Genomic DNA, 21,894 nt, shown 5'->3' with positions numbered 1-21,894 from the left:
GGGGAACATGCAAATGTCGAAGCCGCTCATTATGCTACAGTTTACAGATGAAATGGAAACAGAACGACTGCTATTACGCAAACCATTACCAGGAGACGGTAAAGAAGTAAACCAAGCTATTCGTGAAAGCTGGGAAGACCTCCAACAATGGATGCCGTGGGCGCAACAATTACCTTCTGAATGTGAGACAGAAGAGAACATCAGACATGCCTATCTTCAGTTTTTGGATCGATCCGACCTGCGTTTTCATGGGTACGATAAACAGACAGGTGAAATGGTTCTGTGTACTGGTTTTCATCGGATTGACTGGAAAATTCGCAAGTTTGAAATTGGTTATTGGATTCGGAAAAAGTATATGGGTCAGGGTCTGGTAACAGAAGCCGTTCGAGCATTGGAGAATCTGCTCATCAAGGAATTAGTGGCAAATCGGATCGAGATTCGCTGTGATGCTGGCAATGATCGAAGTGCGAACGTTGCAAAAAGACTCGGATATACCTTGGAGGGCACACTGCGCCTAAATGCACTGGATGCTTCATCTGAGAAAATGAGAGATACACTGGTTTTTGCAAAAGTAAGAGGAATTGAGTACTAAATGATCGATGGGGGTGACCAGGCATGCACCATGAATTAACTATCTCTCAAATTGATGACTTATCAGTAGAATTTATAGAAGAGTTATCAACATTACTTATCGATGTCGTTCAAGATGGTGCTTCTATCGGTTTCTTACCCCCACTGGAGCATGAAGTTGCATCGAGGTACTGGTATCAAGTGTTATCACCAGAAGTTTTACTGTGGGTTGTCAGATGGAAGGGAGAAGTAGTGGGTAGCGTCCAACTTCATCTATGTACGAAACAAAACGGTCAGCACCGGGCAGAAATTGCGAAATTAATGGTTCATCCAAGTGCCAGAAGATTAGGAATTGGGCGAGCACTTATGGAGGTAGCTGAGAAAAAGGCAGTCGATGAAAAGCGCACACTGTTAGTGCTGGATACTCGGGAAGGTGATCCTTCCAATCAGCTCTATCTTTCTCTCGGTTATCAGGTGGCTGGTCGGATTCCACAATATGCCCAATCGGCAGATGGAAGGCTCGATGGGACGGTTTTCTATTATAAGCAGTTATAATAACTTCCTTACGTAATAGATAATGGGAACTATACCTTGTGTAAAATAACCAAAGAGATTTATTCCGCAAGCCCGTTCGTCCAAAACAAGATTTCCGATTTTTGACCTGATGTGGATGATTTTTTACAAAGGGATTTGGATTTTGCATCAAGCTCATGGCATCGATATCGAGACGAAGAAAGAATACAGAAGAATGCAGCTTGGACTTACGAAAGAATTCAGCTATCGGCTGTATGAATTCTCAATTGCACGGTAAATGAGAAAGGCTAGGGCAAGCTCACATGGATACATTTACTGAGAGAGCGATATCAATCATCAAAGGAATTCCTGCTGGAAAAGTAATGACATATGGTCAAATTGCTCGTCTGGCTGGAAGTCCAAGGGGAGCAAGACAGGTTGTACGAATTCTTCATTCGATGACCAAAAAGCATTCGCTTCCATGGCACCGAGTGATTAATTCGGCTGGAAAAATTGGGTTTACGGAAGAAGAGCAGGTTGTGAATCAACGACTCATGCTGGAGAGTGAAGGCGTCCAGTTTTTGAATGAACGTACAATTGATCTCACCGAGTACCAATACCATCCTTAATCGAAAGAGGTGGGGGTCATGAAGGAACTCATACGTTTTTTCCTGGAAATCTTACGAATCATCATTTTTCTATGCGTGGGCAGCGCTGTTCTATTCTTCATTGAGAATACGGTTTGGGAATGGATTGGAATTGACGGGAATAATGTTGATTTTTTACTTCCAGCATTGGCTAATCTAATCTTTTTGTTCGTATTTTATCGAAACTACCTGCAAGCAAATGGGTGGTATTCTAGTAAAAAAAATCAACCGTTAGGAATCAGGTTAACCGTTATTTTGGTACTTATTGCTTCGATTTTGCTGATTTCTGCTACCTTTGTTACTTTGAATTATTGAGGAGGAATGATGAATGATTCGCAAAGTAACCCAAAAAGACCATAAGCAGATAATTGCTTTTCTGCAAGAAGACAAATCATTTAACTTGTTTATAATCGGCGATATTGAGAATTTTGGCTACGAACAAGACTTTCAGGAACTATGGGGTGAATATGACGAGGATGGAGAACTGAGAGCCGTCCTTCTTCGTTATTATCACAGTTATCTCCCCTATGCCAAAGGTGAGTTCGATGTCGAAGGGTTCGTCTCTATCATTCAAAAGGATGAGAACGCCGAGATTCTGTCAGGGAAAAAAGAAGTGGTTGAGCGGTTCGGGCCCTATCTTCCTTTTAAGAAACAAAAACAACAGTTCTTCGCCGAAATAACGGAAATGGCGGTTTTCGATAAGAATAAAATAACCCTTCCAATAGAGAAGGCAACCATTGGAGACTGTGATTCTATTTTTGCACTGAAAGAACAGATTAAAGAATTCGAAATCGGAACCACTGCTCGAGAAAGTTTTCGAAAAACTATTAGCTCAGGAACAGGGCGTACATATTTCTACAAAGAAGACAATAACATTATCGCCTGCGCATCAACCACAGCAGAGAATTCATTCTCGGGTATGGTCGTAGGAGTTTGTACGCATCCGGATGCTAGAAGAAGAGGCATGGCCACAGCATGTGTGCAAAAATTATGCGAAGACCTGCTTCAACAGGGTAAAACACTTTGCTTATTCTACGATAATCCTGCTGCTGGCTCTATTTATCGTCGAATCGGGTTCAAAGAGATTGGTCAGTGGTGTATGAACTACTTGTAAATCGCGAAGGAGAAACATATGCAACAGGTTACATTTACGAATTCACGCAACGGTCGTATTGTAGGGACACTTTACCCTGGTCATTTCAATACATTGATCATCATGGCCCATGGATTCACGAACAATCAATCTTCACAAGGAAGGTTCGAAAAGCTTGCACAATCTTTTCAACATGCTGGTTTTTCGGCCCTGACCTTTGACTTCAGTGGTTGTGGTAAGAGCGTTGATGATAGGATCACAGCCAGCAAACAGGTTGATGATCTGAAATGCGCCATAGCATTCGCCATATCCAAAGGTTATCAGCAAATCGCATTGTACGGCCACAGTTTAGGGAGTCTGATCTGTTTGCGAAGCTTTTCCCCTGAGATTAAGACAATGGTGTTATCGGGCGCATTAACCGGACCGATGTACTATGATTGGTCAGCGTACTATTCTACTGAGCAAATGGATGAGCTTGCCGAAAAAGGCTATATCACGGTACCAAAAAGCGAGGGAACAAGAAAGCAGGTCCTGATTGATAAGCAGATGCTCGCAGATTTTGCTGAAATCGATCAAAAAGAACTGTTACAACCTGTTACCTGTCCCGTTCTGATCATTCATGGAAACCATGTAGAGGATGAAGAAGAGAATCTCTTGTGCCAACATTCCATGGCAGGAATGAAGTATCTTTCTTCAGATTCGAAGTTGGAAATTATCGATGGAGCTACACACCGTTTCAGTGAGCATATCGATATACTGTGTGAGATGGCTACGGCATGGTTCGACAAGTATCTTTCTTGAACTTTTAATGAACTGGTAACGAGAGCATTCATTATCTGCTACAATAAATCGTAATTGTGGGAGGGAAAATGGATGGATAATGAGAATAATCGCATAGATGATATAGATGCGTTTGCGCCAAGAGAGGTAGTAGAATCCTCAGAAAAGCGTAAGTTTTTTGATGTAAAGTGGTTTTGGGTAATAATAGTACTTAGCGCCATTACGTTTATCGTGTTTGATATCTACATAATTATTAACATAATAAAAGTTATGTAAACTAACGTTTGTATCTGTGAGCCTTACTACGCAATCGGAAAGGAATGAACGATTACATCATGCAGACAATTGCTACGCCAGATCTTTCACGACGTCCGTTTCATTTCACAGTCGAGCGAGCAATGGATTCATCACCTGAGGCATTATTCCGTGCCTGGACAGAACAAATCGATTATTGGTTTGCTGCACCCGGAACTGTGATAATGAAGGGGCAAGTGAACGAAGTATTCTTTTTTGAAGTACAGCATGAAGGGAATAGACACCCTCATTATGGTAGATTTCTCCGACTGGAACAAGATCGTCTGGTTGAGTTGACATGGCTTACCTCTGGCACCAAAGGAGCAGAAACCGTTGTCACTATTGAACTTATAGTCCAGGGAAGTCGGTCACTACTTCGTCTTACGCACGCAGGGTTTCCAGATGAGGAGTCGAAGAACCAGCACGAACAAGCCTGGCCTCATGTGCTAGCACAGTTAGATAAGCAGATGATCGCTAATTCATAATTTGATAACACCTCATCATGCTGACTATGATTCGTGCGATTCTGTCAGTGGGTGAGGTGTTTTATACTTGGAGGACTTAATGAAATCAAAAATATCGTACCTATCAACTGGTGAACCACTAATTATTCGCATAGGAGACCCAGAAGATGCATCTGCCTATGTGGGTTACCTGCATCAAATTTCTGGTGAAAGTGACAACTTAGCATTTGGTGTTGGCGAAGTCTCGATTACACCGGACGAGCAAAAAGTGATTATCAATAAAATGAAGGAAGAAAACAATCAACTATTTTTGATTGCGGAAGTGAAGGGAACAATTGCAGGAAATCTAATCTTCAGAGGGGGAGTTCGGGTAAGAACTCAGCATGTTGGTGAGTTTGGGGTAAGTATTCTAAAAGAGTATTGGGGATTTGGCATCGGTAAATTATTGATCGAAGAACTGCTTGAGTGGGCTAGAGAAGGCGGAATAATCAAGAAAATCAACCTGAAAGTTCGCACCGACAATCATTCAGCCATCCATTTATATAAAAAGATGGGGTTTCAAGATGAAGGATTGCTTACGAGGGAATTTTTGATTGACGGTGAATTTGTTGACTGTTTTCAGATGGGGCTTCAGATTGATTAAAATAATAATCTATAGCAATTCTTGCATCCAGCATTCAACTGTCTTCTGAATGACAAAACGGTTCATACTGTTGATTTGTTTCACTTCTTTCCAACTATGATCTTCTTTTACTAAAACTAGTTGTAAGCAATAAATTCCGGAGGGATCAGAGTCAGGATACCTGCCTAAATCGATAAGATTTATAATCAACATATTTAAGGAAACAAAATCTTGCCAATAACAAAATACAACACATAGATAACCAAAGAAACCAAAATTGCATACAACGGCTTCATCCAATTGGTTAAAAGGAAAACGCAAAATACAAACACAGCCAGGCCAATCGCACCAATAATTCCATTCTTTTGTGCAAATCGGAATTCGTCGATGGACAAATATTTCATTTGTAGTGTCATATTGGCAAGCGTCATCAGTGGAAGCAAAGTAATAATACCGGATAAAAACAGATTTTTCGATTTGCTGAGGTAAGTTGCAAGAGCAAGGATGCAACCGCCTAAGATGAACTTTGATACGTACTCAAACATGATGTGACACTTCCCTCGTATGAAATAAGAGTTTAGCAGCAATAAACAACTATCAATATCCCATAAAAACGAAGGCTAGTAAATACAAAAATAAATCCATAGATTTCCTAATGTTACGGAATCAGAAAAAGTCATATGATAAGGTTTATGTTTCCTGTTTAGCAGGAATAGATAAAATATATGTGCTTCAATAGTCGAGATGACATAAATACCATTTGTTATAGGGTGAAAGAATTATTTAATATAGGAACGAAGAACTATATAATACTTGATGGTATACTTAAAAAGATCATTTTTTTCCAGAATTGTGTTCCCGGAACTAGGAGGGCAGCCGATGCCTAATCTACTTAAAATTCGAACAAGCCATCGGAATAAGATTAGTCTGACTACACTTTTGACTGGACTGGTCTGTTTATCCGTTGTTCTGACAATGACAATCTTACTTATAGCTTCCTATGAATCGCAAAAATCAGCACTGATCGATACTACACTCACGTTGAACTATTCTAGTGCTGTAAAAATGAGTCAAACGGTTGACTCTCTGTTTAAATCCATGCGGAGCAGCTTGCATTATTCTGCGAGCAGCCTAGCTCAAATGAGCCAACCGTCTCAGCAATTAGGAAATATTAATATAGAATTACAACGTCAAAGTAGTAATTACTTTAATTCACTTGTCATTGTTGATGAAAACGGGATTGTGCGGCAAGTGGCTCCAAAATCAAATTCGGTAGGGAATCATATTACTACGAAAGAGGCAAAAACAGCATTAGCCATAAAAAAACCTTACATTTCAAAACCTTACATTACAGTAAAATCTAAACGTCTAATCGTATTTATGAGCGAGCCCATATTTGATAAGCATGGAGTTTATCGTGGTTTTATTGGGGGAACCATCTATCTTCAGGAAGATAACATATTGAACATGATTTTCGGTAGTAATCCGCATGATACAGTAGGTTCGTCTTTTTACATTGTGGATTCCAGCGGTCATTTACTGTATCATCCTGACAAAAACCGATTAGGTGAGGATATTAGCGCTAATCAAGTTGTTAGTAAACTTATTCAAGGAAACAGTGGATCTGAGCAGTTGGTGAATTTACGGGGAGAGGCTCAACTCGCAGGATATGTAAAAGTCCCGGAAAACCAGTGGGGTGTCGTAGTGGTTTCACCAATCAGTGTGGTCTATGATCAATTAACACGTCATATTAAGACCATTCTGTTGTATATGCTGCTTCCGTTTGTGGTATTGATGCTTCTTGTCATTAAGTTAGCACGTAAACTAGCAAAGCCTTTTGTAAACCTGGCAGACCTAGTGAACAAAAATGGTAAAGAAAATATAGAACTTCCTGAGGAAGAGCATCATTGGAACAGAGAGGCTGATTTATTAACAGTTGCCATCAGGTACGCACTGACAGAATTTAAAATACAGACGGATCAACTAACTCTTGATGCAACAACAGATCCACTCACAGGATTAACCAATCGCCGAACACTCGAAAAAATCATGCTGAAATGGATCGAAGCGAGCACTCCATTTTCTGTTATTATTATGGATATTGATCGATTCAAAGCCATCAATGACAACTATGGCCATCTGATGGGGGACGAAGTTTTGAAGCATTTTGCAAACATTATTACGACGTCTGTACGATCAGGAGATATATGTTGTCGTTACGGCGGTGAAGAATTCATTGCGCTTGCAGCTAATACAACTGGTGATGAAGCGTATCGATTAGCCGAACGTATTCGAAATACACTTGAAAAAAGTGTAAATCCGCTAGGACAAACCATTACTGTCTCACTGGGTATTGCGAACCATACACTACACTCAGAGTCACCAGAAGAACTGATTCAATTGGCAGACCAAGCTCTGTATAAGGCGAAGGAATCGGGAAGAAACCAGACGATTATTGCAGAAAGGCTAAAGGTAATCAATTAGAATGGAGGGTAGTTGTGTCGATACAGGAAAATGACAATTTTCTACAAGTAGGAACTGTCTTGCACGGATCTTATCGGATTGAAGAGCTTACTTCCTCTAGTGAATTGTCTCATGTCTATCTTTGCTCTCATTTTGGGAAAGAAGAGCACTATATTATCAAAGAATTTTTCCCGCGATTACTTGCCATGCGTGATCTGGATAATAAGACTACACTTTGTCGGCGCCCTAGCATGAAGGCAAAGTTCGAACAGATGAAAGAAAGTTTCTCAAAAGAGGCATTAATCCTAAAAGAATTATCTCATCCACATATCGTGCAATACTTCGACCATTTCCAGGAGAATGGGACAAGCTATATTGTTATGAAATATTGCAAAGGAAGCAGACTTGATCATTATGTTAAAGAAGGAATCAACCCGGATTTTTATAAAAAGACTGTTCTTCCCTTGATAGGAGCTTTGAAATACTGTCATAGGAAAGGCGTCATCCACAGGGATATCAAGCCTAGTAATGTAATCATAAATGAGAATGGTAGCCCAACACTGATCGACTTTGGTTCAGCGGTATCCCTAAGAGAAAGTAAGCACAAACATATCGTCACATCGAACGGATATTCACCCATTGAATTCTATTCAGAAAAATCCCAACAGGGTAGTTATTCTGACCTCTATTCTCTTGCAGCCACACTCTACTATTGCATGAACGGGAAACCGCCAATCGATGTATCTGAGAGAATCATTGTTGACAAGTTAGAGCATGTTAGACAAGATAAAAAGCGAGTTTCCTTTTTCTTTTCACAGCTTATCATGTGGGGGCTTGCGATATCTCACAAAAAAAGATGCCCTTCCATAACCCTGTTTCAGATCGCAGGTTATCTAGAGCATCTTTTCCATCGAAGGTAAAGGTTTTTATCGGTATGTTTCCGCCTGCACCCATTCTGTGTAACTGGTAGCAAAGCTCTGAGTATCTTCATAACGTAAATAAATTTCGGTCAGACCGTCCTCGAACACGATGTTCACTACATCGTTATGTTTGAGGATTTCTTTTTTGTACGTAGATTGATTGGAATTTCTTTTGGTTATGATGCATTCTGTCTTGTTTATCAGTAGAATTGTTCCTTTTTTTCCGGGAATTAAATAGATATTCTCGGTTTCGGGTAAATGTTCGAAGACATCAAGACTCAGAAATAGCTCATGAAGGGTGATTTTTCTCTTATGGGAAAACGAATTAAGCGGCCAATATTTTACAGGCATCTCATTTCCACTTGCTGTTTGCAAGAAATAGGCTTCCAAGCGTCCTGTAAACTGCGGTCTACGAATCACTCCATACGCAATACGGATCAACACCAAGCCAAGTAGTACGAACACCCCAATCAAAAAGTATCGATCCCATATCGAATGGACAGTGATTTCAAGAGTAGTAGATGCTGCGGCTCCCTCCTGATCAGTTGCTTTAATCGGAATCGATATTTTTCCTGTATGTAGTGGTGTTATCGATAAGAGATTTTGAGCCAAATCGACACGAATGTTTTCGGGAGCATTGCCCGGTAAAACAGAGTAGGCAAGAACATCATGATTCTGGTCCGTGAACAGTTTGTCCAAATCAACTTGATAAGTTCCGTCCTCTTTAGCAACGCTTACTGTTCCCGGTCCGATAAAGCTCGGTAAAGAATTGGTTATTTTCAGCGGAATCGGAGAACTTTCTGTATGCAAGAATGGTCCTGAAACAATAACCTGTCCCTCATATTCCCCAGAGGTTGGAAACTCATGGTTTACAAGGAATTGTGATCCATCTTTTTGCATGGTGATTTTCTGCGCTGATTTGGTTTTCATGTCCGCAAGTAATAACTCGGCCGTTAGTCCTTCGATCAATTTTTCGTCTGCTATTGGTTCTGCATTCGTTTCACTTATAAGAGTGGCCGTAATAGGTACTAAGTCCCCTTTTAGCAAGGGTGCAGCAGGCAGGTGAAGTACCGCTTCTAACTGAGTCGTGCTAATCATACTTACAGTGACAGCTTCGCCAGGATTCGCTCTAATCAGTAGGTCGAGAGTACCTTGTTGTGGTTTTTCTGATCGTATCATTGTATATTTTCTCGACTGTGTGAGACTGCTCTGGTTGGCAGTTTGCACAAGTTGTGGTTTTTGTATGGACCCTTTTGACCATAAAACGATTTTTCCCACACGCATACTCGAATGAGGAATGGGTACAGTGACCTTCTGCTGTTTTCCCGTTCCCATTACTGTTGAGAGGGGAGAAAACACACTGTTCGTTTCCTTTGCATAGATCTTTTGTAAAATGGTTGCCATTTCATCTGCATGTTTTGTGAAATACAAAGCGCCACCCGACTCAGATGTAATTTGTTCGAATAGAGCCTGATTGTCAGAACCGGTTTGTTGAAGCCCAATGGTATAGATCGGATAACCAATCGCTTTTGCTTGGTCGAGTACCTGTGTGATATCGCGATGGGAGTCAGAGATTTTCCTTTGTTTTTTTTGGGGATTCAGATGAATCCCTCCATCGGTTAGCAGGATCATGATTTGCTTCCTGGAGGCTTCTTTTTCTTGAGTGAGAAGCTCGTTCCCTTTACGCAAACCTAGCCCTAAATCCGAGTACCCATAGTAGCGTATGTCCTGAATAACTTGTTTGATTTTACTCGTATTCTGTTTATCTGCTAGTGAAGTTAAGGGATGAGAAGCAATGATTTCGTCGTTATACTCAACAAGGCCAAGCCTGATGGAGTTGGATTCACTGAGGTCAACGAACATCTTGACTGCTTCTGTTACCGTTTTGTCTTCGTCTGCTTGGTTCATCGAATTACTGTTATCTACCACGACAACCACATCCAAGTCATACTTGGCATTCGATTGGGCAGCAGAGATGGGAGGTACAAATTGTGTAAATGATAGAGTACAAGCCAATGAAATGATGCCAGCTACTAAAGGAAAATACTTTCTCTTTTTTTGTTTACTCATCGATATGCAGTTCACCCTTTATCTAGTTAATAAAAATAATACAAAAGTCCGTAGTGCTATTCACCTCCAATAACTGGAAAAATGGGTCTGGAGTACGATGGAACTATTTGTAAAAAATTGATCCTATTAATGAGGTGTTACTTGATCAATAAATAAAACGATAGTATTCATCCTTCAATTAGCATGAGTAAATACCGGCAATGCAATTGAATGTATACAGTATTTACACAGTGTTTAAAGTCAGTTTTTGATAAGGTGATCAGTGTATTTTACTCAATTATTAGAAGAGGAAACTGAATGGATAACCAACCCAATTATTTCCAACATAAAATAGAAATCCAATAAAATAAAGGGGTTACAGAGAAAATAGGACAAATTTCCGTGGCAGAAAGGCTTAGAATTAGGAAAATTTTCCTGCGTGCGCCAGCATTGACAAAAATATACAAAAAGAGATAAGTTTAGTGCAAGAGAAATTTCTGAACAGCAAGTGATTAATAAGTCTTGATCGGTAAGGCTCATTTTTTTTGTTGTTTTACAATGGAATTTTATGGTATTAGTAGTAAGAAAAAGGAAATAAGCGGCAGGAAGGAGGATGCTGTAAACAAGTGAAATAAAATGCTCACTTCGTTTGCAGCTCGAAAACATGGACATTATTAGCCAGACCAACCGAACGATGCTTTTCGAAGAATTCAATCCAGAGAAGCTTGATCTGCTCACAATTGTGGGAGATGTTAAGGGGATTGACAGCTTAAGCGACGACAAGATTAAAGAGATTAACGAACATTTGTTAGTGAAAACCTTCGATGAATTTTTGGACAAATTTACTCCTGTCGTCTATTCGTTTTACAACGCAGTTAACCAGAGAGTGATGTATTCGCTGAAAAAGCCAGAGGGAATACCGGAGGAGTGTATCTCTGAGATTCACATCAATCAAAACAATGATTTTCTCAAAATGCTTTTTACATTGATCGATACCAAACGCAGTCAAGGAATAACAAACGTTGATTTCAAGTTTGAGAATTTATTGGACATGATCTCGCCCAAAAAAGTAATGGATGACATACGACAGGTGAGAAAAGAGATTCACTATGTATTTAGCCAATATGAGAGTCTGGAAGAAGGCGATCCCAAGAAACTGGATATTGGAGACAAACTGAATCTCCTGTTTGAGGATGCGAGTCGCAATTACAACAACGTCATGGCCATGCTTCCCCTAGCCATCGAAGATATCAAAACGAGGCTCTTACTGGGAGGATCACAAGAGGAAAAGCAATCCGAAGCGATCCAAATCGGAATGCTTACTATCGGGGAAAAAGGTGAATTGAAGATCATCGAAGCCCCTCGAAGCGAAGGTAACGAACTCATGCTGCTCGATGATCACGGTGAGACCGGGTTGGCGTCTGTATTCGGTGAGGACTATGACTCGGTTACAGAGACTCCTTCCGCATACGTCAAAGATCTCGTAGTTCGTACCTTCTGCCCACTGCCAGCAATTCAAACCCAGGTAGATATTGAAGTGGAAGTTCAGAATTATAACACTTATCTGGAATTTTATAAAAATGCAAAGGACGAGTTCGTCAAAACGGTCAAGCCTCTAGTAGAAAAAATTCTTGGTGTGAAGATGTTTTTCGATCAGTACACAACCAAGAACAAAGGGATGCAACCAACGCTTCTCGTGACGAATACCAAACTGGATATGATGGTCAAGAGCAACAATATTCCGAGACTGGAGACCTACCTTAACACAGTCAACTCCAAAAATGAGTTTTCGGACACCGTTTGGTTCGGTATTGTTCCCTCGGTAGAAATGGAAGCTGCCGGCAAAGCTCGTGTCAGTCGGGAGCGCTTCAAGGGTAACGAAAAAGTAACCAAGCAGGAAGGAAACACCATGGAATCCCTGACAATGCTTCTTCAGGTTGTGAAGGACTATAAGGTACAGATCTTCTTCAGTTTTGTAACAGGAGAAGAGACAACCTTCAATAGCATGGCAACTTCCGGTATTGATAAATTTATGGATAAATGCGCAGGGCTGGTTCGCAAAGATTATAGCGAATTCGCCATCCCTTGTGTTCCTAATTTTACGATCATTCCGAAAGATAAATCGGGAGTGGTTATCGACAGCAAGATGCTCCAAACCGAAGACGGTGTCAAGCTTTCCAAAGAAAAAGAAGACATTCTCAAGCTATGGATTGAAGGCGTTTATGTTGGAGCGAGTTACGTTGCAGCAGGACTGGTAGCAGCAAGTCAATGTCCGGAATTCTTGAGAGAATCGTTCAAAAATGTTAGCAGAGAGTATCCGGGTGTGCGCTTTGATATTGAAGCAGGAGACAACAGTCTTCGGATCGTGACGACCATGGCGAAGGAGATTTCTGGATTCACCAACAATATCAAAGACGCTATTAACCGACGAAACTTTGGATTTGTGTTCTCATCTGAGAATGCACAGATTCAAGGCAAGGATGTCAAACGAATCACGGTTTATAAAGCAAGAAGTCTATCGATGACAGAAGACGGATATGATTCCCTTTTCAAAACATTGGTAAGCACATATATCGAGCGAATTCTCCGATTCCAGACGGGTGACTTCAAACACGACAATATTGTCAGGTTCTTTAGTAACAATCCAAGCTCTCAAAAGAGCAAATGGATCGGAAATCGAGGCTTTGTTAATTCCATCGTCCAAGATGGTGATGATATCAGCTACATAATCGACGAGAAGAGTAATCTTTGCCATATTGATCTGGTATTCAATGGCAATGTGAAGAACCTTGAGGTGACCATCACCAAAGGTGCCACTATGGCGAAAGCTTAGAAATCCGGGTGCTACGTGGTGCGCCCTAAATAAGTGCACCACTTATCATCAGCCTCGGGAACATCTAGTTCTTGAGAGCTCGAAATATATAGGGAGGTATTTTTACATGGGCTTCAGACTCAAGGTAGAGGGAGCAGAAACAATCGAATTAGGGATGGACAACATCAAGACAGTAGCATACGAAACTGACACTCCAAATGACTCCAACGCTAGATCAACAGATGTAGGTGCTACTCTCAAATTGACTGGCAAAATCATTACTGCAACAGATGGTGATAATGCCGACGACACCATGAAACTGGCAACTTGGTCGTTAGTACCTGCTGAAAAAGCGGATTGTTATCGCAAAGTTACTCTTGAAGTAATTGCTGCCGATCAAGTCATCAGAAAAATTCACTTCCCAAATGCATTTGTCGTGGATTATACCGAACGTTTTGGTGACACCGAGGGCGTCGGTACATTCGAACTACTGATCAAGCAGAAGAAAGACAAGACAGAAATGGCCAAAATCGAAGGCGGATATGCTGTCTAGATAAAGCCATGACGGACTTATAGCATCACAACATCACCAATGGCCGTATCTTGAAGTGATTCAAGGTACGGTCCTCCCATCCAAATTTACTAATCAAAAGCAGGGATCACGTACATGAAAAATTACTATGAAATCCTTGGTGTCAATCGAGATGCTTCTCGTGATGAGATCAAACAAGCATTTCGAAAGCTGGCGAAAAAATACCATCCCGATGTTAATGCAGGAAGTACTGAGTCAGAGATTCGGTTCAAAGAGATCAACGAAGCTTACAACACGTTGATCGATGAAAACATGCGAGCTGATTACGATACACGTCAAGACGGAACAAAAAATCATCAACGAATGAATCACACCAACACTTCCAAATCTGGAAATGCCAAAAACAGTTCAGCATTTACTGGATTCGATCCAAATGAGTTTGAAAAGAACTTTGAGCAGTTTTTTGGATTTCACCCCAAGAACAAAAATACGTCATCAATGCAGAAAGATGGTTCGGGAAACCGAGATCCTTTCCAGTCAAACGAGCTTTTCAACCGTTATTTCAGCATGAAGAAAAAGTGAGCCGAGGCTTTAGGTGAGTCATCAGGGACGCTTTTTTATTTTAGCTTTTATCGGAGGTGTGAATATGCAAGACGTAGCGAGAACCTATCAAAAATCTGGTTGGATCATTGTACTGGAATTATTAATCATCATCGTATCGATCATCGGACTTATTTATGTGTATGGCATCAATGATAATACCAACGTGAAGATAGGCGTAGGAATCCTGTTGGTTGTAGGTCTGATTGGCGTCTTCGTGGTAAAAGGCAGAGCGGCAAATCCAGTGATAGAAAGAGCAACGGGGATAACGAAAGTAGTTCTTCTGGATGAGGATGGGGAGAGCACGAAGGAATGGTATATCCACGGCGGAACATCTCTGCTCATCGGAAAAAGCACCCCTGAACATGAAGTAGATATTGATTTGGCAGATACGGAATATGCAGCTTTAATCAGTAAACAACACGCAGTATTGAACCATGCATCCGGTCAATGGTACATCGAGGATGTCGATTCTCGAAATGGTACAGGAATACAAAAATCAAATCATAAGTCCAGGAGCAAGCTGGAGCAGGAAAATCCGCAGAAGCTGGAATCCGGTGATATTATCTATATCGCCAGTACACGTCTGATGATCAAATAAGATTGATTTTGAACAGAATGAAACGGGGGATTATGGGATGAGTTTGTCGAGATGCACGAATGGACACATGTTTAGTACAAGAAAACACGGGAGCACATGCCCATATTGCAACATTGTCGTAGAACCTTCCGTGAAAAATGACCGAGTTAGGGTAATGGATGATGAGAAGACCATGCCTTATCTGGGTGAAGCAGATGGGATCGACCCCGTTACAGGATGGCTCGTCTGCATCGAAGGTCCACAGCTTGGTCAAGATTACCGAATCATGGCGGAGAAAAACTTCATCGGACGTGCAGAAGATATGCATATTCGCATTGTAGGTGACAATACCGTTTCGAGACGTAATCATGCTGTTATCGTATACGACCCGAAAAAACGAAGCTTTTTCCTCTTGCCTGGGGATGCATCGGGTCTTGCCTATCATAACAATGAAGCCGTCTATTCACCACAAGAATTAACCGCCTATGATGTCATTCAGTTGGGCAAAAGCAAATTCATCTTCATTCCTCTTTGTGGTGTCCATTTTGAATGGGAAAACACCAAGGTTATGGCGTGATGAATGTGGTCGGAGTGCAAACCCTGTTACCGTATGGGATCGTCATGGCTTGCATGGTGTTGCTTTTGTCTCTGTTTCGCCTGCGAAAAAGCTTGCTGGGCAGATTGTCTGTAAAAGGAATCAGCATCGGAAATGGGCAGACGATGGGGAGACGGGAAGAACAGGATGACTACTTTTCTACAGCAACCACATTGAACGGAACGATTGCAGTGCTAGCCGATGGGATCAGTGGACTTTCCAACGGAAGAATGGCAAGCACGATTGCTGTTACGACGTTTATACGTCAGTTTTTAAAAGTAGAAAAAATACAACAGATACCCGCTTTTTTCACCAAATCCGCCCGGTTGAGCAATCAGGAGATTCTTGAGCAGTTGCGAGGATCAAGAGGCGGAACAACGCTCGTTGCAGCCGTCATCACCCAAGGGAATCTCTATTGGGGGGCAGTAGGAGATAGCATCCTGATGGTTTATCGAAATGGTGACTTTATCCAAATGAATTCGAAAGATACATATGAACTAATCTTGGAACAACGGTATCTAGCCGGACAAATAACCAGGGCAGACGCCATCTCTGATCCTCAAAAAAAAAGGCTTATCAACTATTTGGGCTTCGAGGGGTTCCGCAATATGGAAGTATGTCGTGAACCATATCGACTGCAAAAAGGGGACAAAGTCATTCTTTGCAGTGACGGTGTATATGAAACGTTGACGGAAATCGAAATCGAACGGATTCTCACTCAAAGCAGATCCACTCAAGATGCGGCACAAGCAATCATTGAAGCTGTGGAACACAAAAATAAGAAAAATCAAGACAACGCCACGGTTGTAATTTTGGAAAATGGCTGGTGACATGCTTTTGGATAAGGAGCAATCCATTAGAAAGGAGCGGGAGTACAGATGAGAAAGGATAACAGCACATTTGTGACATCATTCCTGTCCGAAGCTGGCACTTTTCTTCACAACCATGACTACTTCGCCTACACAGAACTCGATGATATGGCTTTCTGGGTCATTGCTCGAGGGCTTGATTCGGATAAAGAAGCGAATAGTGCTGAATTAGCTGTGAAGAGTATCTTGGGAAACTTCATGGAGAACCCCACCATGTCCCGCATCAAAATCCGCTCTTACCTGCAACAAGCCCATGAAGTATTACAGGCCGAAAGCCAACGAGTCCGCCTAAAAGCAAGCCTTACCTTGGTTGTCACAGACTATTCCAAGATCGTCTATGCGGTTGCAGGTAATGCCCGCATCTATCTTTTCCGCAATGGACGGTTCCATGCAAGAAGCAGCGACCAGAGCTTGTCTCAACTCATGGTAAGCGATCAAAAAATACCAGAGCATCGTCTGGACCATCATGAAGAGCGCCACAATCTGACGAATTACCTAGGCAAGCCCAACGAGTTCACCCCCTACGTATCGAAAAAATTCCCGTTGTCTGACGGGGATGTCATGCTCTTGTGTACACCAGGTTTATGGGAGAATATCTCAACTCCAGAGATGACGGATGCGCTGGCAGAAGCAAATGAACCAACTGCGTTGGTGGATACGCTGGAAGAGGTGCTTTTAAGTAAGCAAAGCAAGGTAGTTGACAATTACACGGCTGCAGCCATATTCGCAGACAAGGTGTTCATGGAAGATCCCTATCGGAAATGGCAAATCGTGAAGAAAGTGGCGATAGCCGTATTTCTGTTCCTGTTGCTTGGCGGAGGGACATATGTCTATATGGCAAGACAAGCTGCCGTCCAGGCAGAAGCCGCAGCAAGCATCCTTGAACACGAGAAAAACGGAGATACATACATAACTGATGGCAATTATCCACTCGCATTGAAGGAATATAGTGAAGCCCGCAATGCATCGATCAAGGTAAAAGATAAAGTCCATGCGGAGTTGATTGGACGAAAACAACGGATTGTTCAGTTAATTGTCGATGGAGACAGCAACGTCAAGGATAATGACTTTGTCAAAGCGCTTGATAAATATCAAAAAGCACTGCAAGAGGCGAAAAAACGTTCTGATTTTAACATTGCAGAGTTGGAAGCCAAGATTCGTGACGCCCAGACCTATAAACAGATTATGGTGCTGATGAAGGATGGAGATTTACGCTTCGAAGCGCAGGACTATCTTGGCGCCAAAGACTTATACCAGAAGGCAAGAAAAGCAGCGATACTCTCATCCTTTAGCGCTGGTGAGAAAGAACTCCGGGTGAAGCTGGATGAAGTGGAAGACAAAATAACAAGTCTCCAAAAGGAAATCAAAATGGTGAATGGCGATAAAATGGAAAAAATCGGGGATAACCAGCTTGAGGCACAGGACCTTGTAGGGGCAATCGAATCTTATTCTCTCGCTCGGGATGCTTATCAAGAAATTGGCATGCTGGAGAAAGTCCTCACGATGGAGCGAAAAATTGCCAAAGCAGAGGAAGAGCTAGATGCGATGACAGTAGAGGGTATGCCAGTACCCGATATCCCGGTACCCGATATGCCAGCCCAGGGAGGAAGTCCAGTTCCAGCCAGCACTCCCGAGGAGGTGGCCAGTTCACAGCCATGAGAGATATCATACTTGACCGACTAAGCAAAATGGATGATTTGGAGCAACGAAAACTTCTCAAGCAAATGATGACAGGAGTGTTTCTTCATCTGATAGATTACCAGCAAGAGATGAACCAGAAGCTGGAGGATCGCGTCTTCAGCGAGATAACAGGCGAAGAAAACAGGCATGACATCTATGTCACCATTTGTTCCAGAGAAAATGTAGACCCGATCCATGAGTTTTTGTATCCCATGATCCCTGAAGATATCAAGATGAAAAAATGGGATAGCAGGAAGCTTCTGACCCAATTAAGCCAAAGAGAAGAAGCAAAGTTGATGACGATTTTTTTGGAATGCGAGCATGCCAAATTGATGCCACTTTTTACATCCCAACGGACATTTTCCGCAGAGATGGTAACTGCCACTGGTAAAAAGCAGCTAGAGGTTCGACTACAGCAGAATCGTTCGTATTTAGAAGAAATTGAGCGGCTGTATCACGTATTTCTTCTCAACAGCATCCCATGGAAAACGTTGAATCATCCGTATGCGATGAAGTTTTTTGATGTGATTCTCGTTCGATCCGAAAGCCAACTGGACGAAGAGGATGAAATCGTTGAAATCAATATCCATTTGGAGGAATTCGAGCCATTCAAAAAAACAGACATCATTCCTTTGTGGAACATCGAGCGATTAGCTCTCAAAAACATCGGTTTCCCCATTCCCGCGATGGATAGAGTCAACTTTGAGCATGTGCTGTCCCTTCGAAGCACGGGTACTCAACACGGCTATCTCATTGATGGCGAAGAAGACCTGATTCGCTATATCAAGCGAACGCCGGAAGAAGTCACCATTGTTTCCCCACGTGAGAAAGCGGATGTGTGGAATGTACTGAAAATCACCAAGCCAGCTCAAACGTCCATTGGCAGATTCGACTATGAACTTTTGTCCAACAAACGGAAAGAAAGCTTTATCAGTGCATATGCTCGCAAGCAGGCGATGGTTGTTAGAGCCAAGGGTGAAATCACTCGGATGATTCACTCCTTCGATGCCTCCCGCTATCTTGATCTGGAGCATGTGGAGATTTTGGACTCAGCGACGCAGTCACCACTGACCTATGAAATGAATCCATTCATTAGTGATAACATTCGAATCCAACACGACAAGAAAATCATGAAGCTGGCATTTCGTCCATTGGTCAAAAACGGCTTTCTTTTACAAGATATCATGAGTTTTCTCGTGTCCGAAGTGCAACTCTATTTTCCTGAATATAAGTGTGAAGGAGAATGGGCTTGAATTATATATGGGACGTGATTATTAAGGCGAAGCAAGCAGGTCTTGACAAAAAGGATATCCATTTCTTAGCAGCCAAATCGTTCTCGCCCTATATGGAAATCAGTAAGGAAATTCTCAATGCCAAAGACATTGATCCAAAGGTCGAGATCAACCCTTTCTATCGCTTTTCTGCTATTTTTCAAGACCTCCTCAATGTGAACGATACAGGCAACAGGGAGCTGCGATCAACGGTTTTGGATATTCTCATTCATTTTCTTGCTGAAATTGACTTGATGCAAGGGATGAACAAAAAAGAATACTACATCCGCTTTGTCTTAAAGGATCTGGAAGCAGGTTCTTTCGGCAAGAGAGCACAACAGGCAATCATGCTGTTCGACCAGAAGGAAAGAGAGACAATCGCTCGCAATATCCTGAGATTGTACGAGACGGGTGAAGAGATATTTCTCCTGAAAGATACACTGCGAACGATTTTCCATCATTCGATCATTTATGCGAATTGTGAAGAAAAGGACGAATTGCTGATCTATGTCGGCCAAGAGCAAACGGAGAACGATCGCACAAAAATCGAAATGATACTTGAGATTTTTGTACCTGTGCGTTTTCATACGGAGATTTACTGGCAAGCTCATTTTGGCATTATCGATGTAGAAGAAACCATGCGGATAGATACGATTGCCATTTACTGATCGGCAAGGAAGGAGATGAATCATGCATACATACTCTTATAAGCTGTATCTCGATGGAAGAGAAGAGTCAGGCAATCATAAGTTTCCTCGTTATACACGAGATGAGCTTACCGAGATGACCACCTATCAGCTGCGAAACATCTGTTATATAGAAAAATTGGTTCCAGCGTTAATCAATACGTTGGATCGAGAAGCGCTGATTGAAACAATTTTGAAATTCCGCGGTGCAGTGACTCATCAACTGATCCAGGAAAACGTCACTGGTGGATACGAGCGAGTGGAAGCTGTAATTAAGAAATATTTGCGCACACCCTTTCCCGATAACGGGAGTATTAAAGTGCCAGCCCGTATGACGCTTTATTCAGGCTTATCCATTAACAAGCGTGACAACTATCGCGTCAAGGCTGAGAACGGCATTGTAGAATCCAATGTTCTCATCGTCAATGATTCCCTGGAACTGTGTGGAATCCTGAATCTCATCCAGGACAGCACACAATCAGGACACTTCTATCTTTCATCAGCCCAGTCGATTCCTTTTCGAAAGACCGCCAATCGCAACTACAGCTATTTGTTTTTCCGCAAACAGGATTCCGATTATCTGTATAAAGTCTACACGCAAGACAAACCAATGCCACCTGCCAATCTGCATTATTACAAAATACCGGCGACCGATTTGGAAATTCGTCAATTAGAAGAAACAGATGCGATTTTAGCGATTGATTTTGGTACGACCAATACGACGGCTGGTGCCTATCTCGATCAAGCGTATATCTCTCAACCGTGCGATAACGACATTCTCAATGGGAGAGTACGAATCGGTGCAATCAATTATGTCGCTTTTCCAGATGCGACACAGAAGGAAGAGGATTGGATTGAGATACTGCCCACGGTCGTAAGTGTTGCAGATGCTTCTGATCCGCTTCACATCAAGTTTCATTTTGGCTATGATGCGGTTGCTTCCACAAGAAAAAACGGGTACAGCAGCCATGCATCGGTCTTTCACGGGATGAAAAGATGGGTCAACAGCTACACCCAAATGGAAGAGGTAATGGACGGACAGGGCAATTCAGCAATGACCAAGCGAAGTGATATTCTTCGTTCCTATCTCATCTATTGTATACAAATGGCAGAGCAGCAATACAAATGTCGGTTCAAGAACCTGCATATCTCGAGTCCAGTGAAACTGAAATCGCAGTTCATAGACATGTTTACCGAAATATTGCCAGAGTACCATATCGAGACAGAGCATTCGTTAGATGAAGGAATGGCTGTTTTGTATAACACCATTGCTGATCAGATTGATAAGAACAGTTTTTTGGATGGAGAAGAGTACAACGCACTGGTCATCGATTGCGGTGGCGGAACAACGGACTTATCTTCCTGCCGTTTCAGAATTCGAGACGGTAAGATTTCATACCAGATTGATATACAGACCACCTATGAGAATGGAGATACCAATTTTGGCGGCAATAATCTGACGTATCGAATTATGCAGTACATCAAGATTGTTTTTGCGGATTACTACTCCAGGGTAAAGCATATTCGTGTCATTGACGACCTGATCGACATCCCAGGTTCTGAAGTTTTTCGTCATGTAGATGAGCAGGGAATACGCTCGGTCTATCAGCAGTTGGAACAGAGTTATCAGGAAGCCGAGGCTTATCTGCCAACACGGTACAAGGAATACGAAAACCGAAGCCGTGATGAATATCAGCGGGTTCGCAACAACTATCACTTCCTGTGGGATCTTGCAGAGAACATGAAAAAAGAATTCTTCCGCAAAACAGGCATGCTGCGAAATCGATTCCATGCGGAAAGCAATGATCAAAGAAATAACGATCTCAAAATTACAGCAGTCGAACGGTGGGCTTT

Annotated in this window: 23 protein-coding genes; 21 read left to right on the top strand and 2 right to left on the bottom strand. The window is 42.0% G+C overall.

The window, feature by feature from the left end; translation table 11 throughout:
* The first annotated feature begins 13 nt into the window (after positions 1 to 13).
* From ACPW7N_RS07745 to ACPW7N_RS07705, 9 genes are all read left to right on the top strand, one after another.
* Positions 14 to 592, top strand: a complete 579-nt coding sequence (locus tag ACPW7N_RS07745; protein ID WP_425650475.1) for a GNAT family N-acetyltransferase — start codon at positions 14 to 16, stop codon at positions 590 to 592.
* Positions 593 to 615: 23 nt separating this feature from the next.
* Positions 616 to 1,125, top strand: a complete 510-nt coding sequence (locus ACPW7N_RS07740; RefSeq protein WP_425650474.1) for a GNAT family N-acetyltransferase — start codon at positions 616 to 618, stop codon at positions 1,123 to 1,125.
* A 281-nt stretch (positions 1,126 to 1,406) separates the two neighbouring features.
* Positions 1,407 to 1,712, top strand: coding sequence for an MGMT family protein (locus tag ACPW7N_RS07735; RefSeq protein WP_425650473.1), 306 nt, complete (start codon positions 1,407 to 1,409; stop codon positions 1,710 to 1,712).
* Between the two features lie 18 nt (positions 1,713 to 1,730).
* Complete coding sequence (locus ACPW7N_RS07730; protein WP_425650472.1) at positions 1,731 to 2,045, top strand: hypothetical protein; 315 nt, start codon at positions 1,731 to 1,733, stop codon at positions 2,043 to 2,045.
* A 13-nt stretch (positions 2,046 to 2,058) separates the two neighbouring features.
* Positions 2,059 to 2,844 carry a GNAT family N-acetyltransferase gene (locus tag ACPW7N_RS07725; protein WP_425650471.1) on the top strand — a complete coding sequence of 262 codons (786 nt, stop codon included), beginning with the start codon at positions 2,059 to 2,061 and terminating at the stop codon, positions 2,842 to 2,844.
* Between the two features lie 18 nt (positions 2,845 to 2,862).
* Positions 2,863 to 3,624, top strand: a complete 762-nt coding sequence (locus ACPW7N_RS07720) for an alpha/beta hydrolase family protein (protein WP_425650469.1) — start codon at positions 2,863 to 2,865, stop codon at positions 3,622 to 3,624.
* A 72-nt stretch (positions 3,625 to 3,696) separates the two neighbouring features.
* Positions 3,697 to 3,879 (top strand): hypothetical protein, encoded by a 183-nt coding sequence (locus tag ACPW7N_RS07715; RefSeq protein ID WP_425650468.1) that lies wholly within the window; start codon positions 3,697 to 3,699, stop codon positions 3,877 to 3,879.
* 59 nt (positions 3,880 to 3,938) lie between these two features.
* The gene (locus ACPW7N_RS07710) at positions 3,939 to 4,382 is read left to right on the top strand and encodes an SRPBCC family protein (RefSeq protein ID WP_425650467.1); all 444 of its coding nucleotides are present in this window, start codon (positions 3,939 to 3,941) and stop codon (positions 4,380 to 4,382) included.
* Positions 4,383 to 4,461: 79 nt separating this feature from the next.
* Positions 4,462 to 5,004 carry a GNAT family N-acetyltransferase gene (locus tag ACPW7N_RS07705; protein ID WP_425650465.1) on the top strand — a complete coding sequence of 181 codons (543 nt, stop codon included), beginning with the start codon at positions 4,462 to 4,464 and terminating at the stop codon, positions 5,002 to 5,004.
* 194 nt (positions 5,005 to 5,198) lie between these two features.
* On the opposite strand, the gene ACPW7N_RS07700 is transcribed toward ACPW7N_RS07705, so the two are convergent.
* Positions 5,199 to 5,528, bottom strand: a complete 330-nt coding sequence (locus ACPW7N_RS07700; protein ID WP_425650464.1) for a GlpM family protein — start codon at positions 5,526 to 5,528, stop codon at positions 5,199 to 5,201.
* A gap of 334 nt (positions 5,529 to 5,862) precedes the next feature.
* Between ACPW7N_RS07700 and ACPW7N_RS07695 the strand changes: the two genes are divergently transcribed.
* Together ACPW7N_RS07695 and ACPW7N_RS07690 are read left to right on the top strand one after the other, a co-directional pair.
* Complete coding sequence (locus ACPW7N_RS07695; protein WP_425650462.1) at positions 5,863 to 7,467, top strand: sensor domain-containing diguanylate cyclase; 1,605 nt, start codon at positions 5,863 to 5,865, stop codon at positions 7,465 to 7,467.
* 14 nt (positions 7,468 to 7,481) lie between these two features.
* The gene (locus tag ACPW7N_RS07690; protein WP_425650461.1) at positions 7,482 to 8,366 is read left to right on the top strand and encodes a serine/threonine protein kinase; all 885 of its coding nucleotides are present in this window, start codon (positions 7,482 to 7,484) and stop codon (positions 8,364 to 8,366) included.
* A gap of 6 nt (positions 8,367 to 8,372) precedes the next feature.
* Here ACPW7N_RS07690 and ACPW7N_RS07685 read toward each other — a convergent pair whose 3' ends face one another.
* The gene (locus ACPW7N_RS07685) at positions 8,373 to 10,436 is read right to left on the bottom strand and encodes a VWA domain-containing protein (protein WP_425650460.1); all 2,064 of its coding nucleotides are present in this window, start codon (positions 10,434 to 10,436) and stop codon (positions 8,373 to 8,375) included.
* 643 nt (positions 10,437 to 11,079) lie between these two features.
* Here ACPW7N_RS07685 and ACPW7N_RS07680 point away from each other — a divergent pair.
* The 10 genes from ACPW7N_RS07680 to ACPW7N_RS07635 form a co-directional block, all read left to right on the top strand.
* The gene (locus ACPW7N_RS07680) at positions 11,080 to 13,248 is read left to right on the top strand and encodes a transcriptional regulator (RefSeq protein WP_425650459.1); all 2,169 of its coding nucleotides are present in this window, start codon (positions 11,080 to 11,082) and stop codon (positions 13,246 to 13,248) included.
* Between the two features lie 106 nt (positions 13,249 to 13,354).
* Positions 13,355 to 13,780 carry a membrane-associated protease 1 gene (locus tag ACPW7N_RS07675; protein WP_425650458.1) on the top strand — a complete coding sequence of 142 codons (426 nt, stop codon included), beginning with the start codon at positions 13,355 to 13,357 and terminating at the stop codon, positions 13,778 to 13,780.
* A 114-nt stretch (positions 13,781 to 13,894) separates the two neighbouring features.
* The gene (locus ACPW7N_RS07670) at positions 13,895 to 14,341 is read left to right on the top strand and encodes a J domain-containing protein (RefSeq protein WP_425650456.1); all 447 of its coding nucleotides are present in this window, start codon (positions 13,895 to 13,897) and stop codon (positions 14,339 to 14,341) included.
* Positions 14,342 to 14,405: 64 nt separating this feature from the next.
* Positions 14,406 to 14,960, top strand: coding sequence for an FHA domain-containing protein (locus ACPW7N_RS07665; RefSeq protein ID WP_425650454.1), 555 nt, complete (start codon positions 14,406 to 14,408; stop codon positions 14,958 to 14,960).
* A 37-nt stretch (positions 14,961 to 14,997) separates the two neighbouring features.
* Positions 14,998 to 15,516, top strand: coding sequence for an FHA domain-containing protein (locus ACPW7N_RS07660; protein WP_425650453.1), 519 nt, complete (start codon positions 14,998 to 15,000; stop codon positions 15,514 to 15,516).
* A complete protein-coding gene (locus tag ACPW7N_RS07655; RefSeq protein WP_425650451.1) occupies positions 15,489 to 16,364 on the top strand; it encodes a PP2C family protein-serine/threonine phosphatase in 876 nt (291 codons plus the stop codon). The genes ACPW7N_RS07660 and ACPW7N_RS07655 overlap by 28 nt, the downstream gene beginning before the upstream one ends.
* Before the next feature lie 48 nt (positions 16,365 to 16,412).
* Positions 16,413 to 18,062: a PP2C family protein-serine/threonine phosphatase gene (locus ACPW7N_RS07650; protein ID WP_425650449.1), complete on the top strand. Its 1,650-nt coding sequence runs from the start codon at positions 16,413 to 16,415 to the stop codon at positions 18,060 to 18,062.
* Complete coding sequence (locus ACPW7N_RS07645) at positions 18,059 to 19,336, top strand: normocyte-binding protein (protein ID WP_425650448.1); 1,278 nt, start codon at positions 18,059 to 18,061, stop codon at positions 19,334 to 19,336. Before ACPW7N_RS07650 ends, ACPW7N_RS07645 begins: the two co-directional genes overlap by 4 nt.
* Positions 19,327 to 20,022, top strand: coding sequence for an iron-dependent peroxidase (locus ACPW7N_RS07640; RefSeq protein ID WP_425650447.1), 696 nt, complete (start codon positions 19,327 to 19,329; stop codon positions 20,020 to 20,022). Before ACPW7N_RS07645 ends, ACPW7N_RS07640 begins: the two co-directional genes overlap by 10 nt.
* 22 nt (positions 20,023 to 20,044) lie before the next feature.
* On the top strand, positions 20,045 to 21,894 hold a 1,850-nt coding region (locus ACPW7N_RS07635), incomplete at its 3' end, for a molecular chaperone (RefSeq protein ID WP_425650446.1).

The sequence above is a fragment of the Brevibacillus nigriterrae genome (assembly GCF_049846925.1).
Taxonomy (GTDB): domain Bacteria; phylum Bacillota; class Bacilli; order Brevibacillales; family Brevibacillaceae; genus Brevibacillus_H.
This window is presented reverse-complemented; position numbering and strand designations above follow the sequence as displayed.

Coding starts and splice junctions, on each gene's coding strand:
- ACPW7N_RS07665 (WP_425650454.1), top strand. CDS start 14,406: ATGCAAGACGTAGCGAGAACCTATCAAAAATCTGGTTGGATCATTGTA.
- ACPW7N_RS07655 (WP_425650451.1), top strand. CDS start 15,489: ATGGGAAAACACCAAGGTTATGGCGTGATGAATGTGGTCGGAGTGCAA.
- ACPW7N_RS07740 (WP_425650474.1), top strand. CDS start 616: ATGCACCATGAATTAACTATCTCTCAAATTGATGACTTATCAGTAGAA.
- ACPW7N_RS07645 (WP_425650448.1), top strand. CDS start 18,059: ATGAGAGATATCATACTTGACCGACTAAGCAAAATGGATGATTTGGAG.
- ACPW7N_RS07735 (WP_425650473.1), top strand. CDS start 1,407: ATGGATACATTTACTGAGAGAGCGATATCAATCATCAAAGGAATTCCT.
- ACPW7N_RS07650 (WP_425650449.1), top strand. CDS start 16,413: ATGAGAAAGGATAACAGCACATTTGTGACATCATTCCTGTCCGAAGCT.
- ACPW7N_RS07725 (WP_425650471.1), top strand. CDS start 2,059: ATGATTCGCAAAGTAACCCAAAAAGACCATAAGCAGATAATTGCTTTT.
- ACPW7N_RS07715 (WP_425650468.1), top strand. CDS start 3,697: ATGGATAATGAGAATAATCGCATAGATGATATAGATGCGTTTGCGCCA.
- ACPW7N_RS07685 (WP_425650460.1), bottom strand. CDS start 10,436: ATGAGTAAACAAAAAAAGAGAAAGTATTTTCCTTTAGTAGCTGGCATC.
- ACPW7N_RS07680 (WP_425650459.1), top strand. CDS start 11,080: ATGGACATTATTAGCCAGACCAACCGAACGATGCTTTTCGAAGAATTC.
- ACPW7N_RS07720 (WP_425650469.1), top strand. CDS start 2,863: ATGCAACAGGTTACATTTACGAATTCACGCAACGGTCGTATTGTAGGG.
- ACPW7N_RS07705 (WP_425650465.1), top strand. CDS start 4,462: ATGAAATCAAAAATATCGTACCTATCAACTGGTGAACCACTAATTATT.
- ACPW7N_RS07660 (WP_425650453.1), top strand. CDS start 14,998: ATGAGTTTGTCGAGATGCACGAATGGACACATGTTTAGTACAAGAAAA.
- ACPW7N_RS07745 (WP_425650475.1), top strand. CDS start 14: ATGTCGAAGCCGCTCATTATGCTACAGTTTACAGATGAAATGGAAACA.
- ACPW7N_RS07670 (WP_425650456.1), top strand. CDS start 13,895: ATGAAAAATTACTATGAAATCCTTGGTGTCAATCGAGATGCTTCTCGT.
- ACPW7N_RS07700 (WP_425650464.1), bottom strand. CDS start 5,528: ATGTTTGAGTACGTATCAAAGTTCATCTTAGGCGGTTGCATCCTTGCT.
- ACPW7N_RS07710 (WP_425650467.1), top strand. CDS start 3,939: ATGCAGACAATTGCTACGCCAGATCTTTCACGACGTCCGTTTCATTTC.
- ACPW7N_RS07730 (WP_425650472.1), top strand. CDS start 1,731: ATGAAGGAACTCATACGTTTTTTCCTGGAAATCTTACGAATCATCATT.
- ACPW7N_RS07695 (WP_425650462.1), top strand. CDS start 5,863: ATGCCTAATCTACTTAAAATTCGAACAAGCCATCGGAATAAGATTAGT.
- ACPW7N_RS07640 (WP_425650447.1), top strand. CDS start 19,327: ATGGGCTTGAATTATATATGGGACGTGATTATTAAGGCGAAGCAAGCA.
- ACPW7N_RS07675 (WP_425650458.1), top strand. CDS start 13,355: ATGGGCTTCAGACTCAAGGTAGAGGGAGCAGAAACAATCGAATTAGGG.